Origin of the sequence: Stappia sp. TSB10P1A, from assembly GCF_900185725.1 — a bacterium.
Lineage (GTDB): Bacteria > Pseudomonadota > Alphaproteobacteria > Rhizobiales > Stappiaceae > Stappia.
The window spans coordinates 1-2,072 of the sequence record NZ_FYAU01000048.1; the positions used below are offsets into that span (position 1 = coordinate 1).

At 66.5% G+C, this 2,072-nt stretch carries 2 protein-coding genes; one reads left to right on the forward strand and one right to left on the reverse strand.

Annotation, left to right across the window (positions count from 1 at the left end; translation table 11 throughout):
- A partial coding sequence (locus TSB10P1A_RS22655; protein ID WP_186390239.1) for a transposase occupies positions 1-598 on the reverse strand: 598 nt, incomplete at its 3' end.
- An 885-nt stretch (positions 599-1,483) separates the two neighbouring features.
- Between TSB10P1A_RS22655 and TSB10P1A_RS22660 the strand changes: the two genes are divergently transcribed.
- Positions 1,484-2,072, forward strand: a 589-nt coding sequence (locus tag TSB10P1A_RS22660; protein WP_186390240.1) for a transposase, incomplete at its 3' end; no start/stop codon positions are given.

The window sequence follows — 2,072 nt, forward strand, 5'->3', positions numbered from 1 at the left end:
CGATCTGGCGATCGAGCATTCTGACGAGGCTCCTGCAGGAGGCGACGACCAGGGTGCATCCGGGGGACTTGGCGCGGTTGAGTTCGGCGCCGCGAATGGCCATGAGGTCCTGCCTGCGGGCGACGAGTGCGGCGAGTTGCGCCTGGGTGCGGTCCGCCGGACGGTGGAGCGGCAGGTGGCGCCATCGCTCCCGGCCATAGGCGGCCAGCACTGCGGCATCGATGGCATCGGTCTTGGCCAGGCGTCCGAAGGAGCGGGCGAAGGCCCTGGCCTTGAGAGTGTCGGCCCGGTGGCAGGCGATGCCTGCGGCAGAAAGTTCTGCCAGCAGCAGGGTTTCATGGCCGCCGGTCGGCTCGCAGATGACGAGCGTGCCGGACGGCAGACCGGCGACCAGCTTGCGGATGGCGCGGGCCGTGTTGGCCACGGTGCTGGCCACGGTGCTGGCGGTGCTGCCCTGCGCCGAACAGACGGCAAGGGTCAGCTTCGACACGTCGATGCCGACGACGTGGGACGGGGCATGTTCCAGAAAGGCCATGGCGGTGGTATCCTGATCGTGCTTCGGATTGTTCGCGGGCGTGGTGTCAGCCAGAGGCCCCATCAACTCTCCAAGCGGGAAAAGGAAGCGGCAGGGACCCTGATGACGACGGGCGAAAGCCCAATCCCGGTCCGGTCGCCTGCCACTGGTCTCCCGGCGGTTCAGGCCGGGAGACCACCCAAACTCTACCACCTCTTCAGACGAACAATCCCGGCCGGATCGGCGAGCCACGGCGCTGCCTCCTCCTCGGAGGTCATCCCGGCCGCAGGCGCAGCCGGAGCGCCGGGACCCATTGGCACCCTCAGTGGATGTTTGTCGCTCCACCCTCTCCCAGCGTCCTCCCGGACGGCGCGTCAGCGCCGAGCCGGGATCGGAGAGCCGAGAGCCGAGAGCCGAGAGCCGAGAGCCGAGAGCCGAGAGCCGAGAGCCGAGAGCCGAGAGCCGAGAGCCGAGAGCGTATGAGGCACGCTCCGGAGCGACACCGCAAGCACGCATGGCTTGCCGAGTCCGGTCCTTTGGGGCCGCCGTCTCGATTCCGGCCGATTTCGAGAGCGATTTTTGCAAAATCCGTCTCGAAATTTGCGAGCGGAAAACGGCCCCTAAAAAATCAATTAATCAAATCATTTCAAATACATAACTTCAAACAACCGCACAGGGCAACAAAAATTTCGAGAATGGGCTCTCAATTCCGTTTCGCTGCTTATCCCCGTTGCCGGCGCCGCTTATCCCCGCACCGGCGCCCCTCCGCCTCACGCTTGCCGAGGGTGCCAATGGATCCCGGATCTCGCGATGCGCGTCCGGGATTGTTCGTCTGAAGAGGTGGTAGAGTTTGGGTGGTCTCCCGGCCTGAACCGCCGGGAGACCAGTGGCAGGCGACCGGACCGGGATTGGGCTTTCGCCCGTCGTCATCAGGGTCCCTGCCGCTTCCTTTTCCCGCTTGGAGAGTTGATGGGGCCTCTGGCTGACACCACGCCCGCGAACAATCCGAAGCACGATCAGGATACCACCGCCATGGCCTTTCTGGAACATGCCCCGTCCCACGTCGTCGGCATCGACGTGTCGAAGCTGACCCTTGCCGTCTGTTCGGCGCAGGGCAGCACCGTGGCCAGCACCGTGGCCAACACGGCCCGCGCCATCCGCAAGCTGGTCGCCGGTCTGCCCTCCGGCACGCTCGTCATCTGCGAGCCGACCGGCGGCCATGAAACCCTGCTGCTGGCAGAACTTTCTGCCGCAGGCATCGCCTGCCACCGGGCCGACACCCTCAAGGCCAGGGCCTTCGCCCGCTCCTTCGGACGACTGGCCAAGACCGATGCCATCGATGCCGCACTGCTGGCCGCCTATGGCCAGGAGCGGTGGCGCCACCTGCCGCTCCACCGCCCGGCGGACCGCACCCAGGCGCAACTGGCCGCGCTCGTCGCCCGCAGGCAGGACCTCATGGCCATTCGCGGCGCCGAACTCAACCGCGCCAAGTCCCCCGGATGCACCCTGGTCGTCGCCTCCTGCAGGAGCCTCGTCAGAATGCTCGATCGCCAGATCG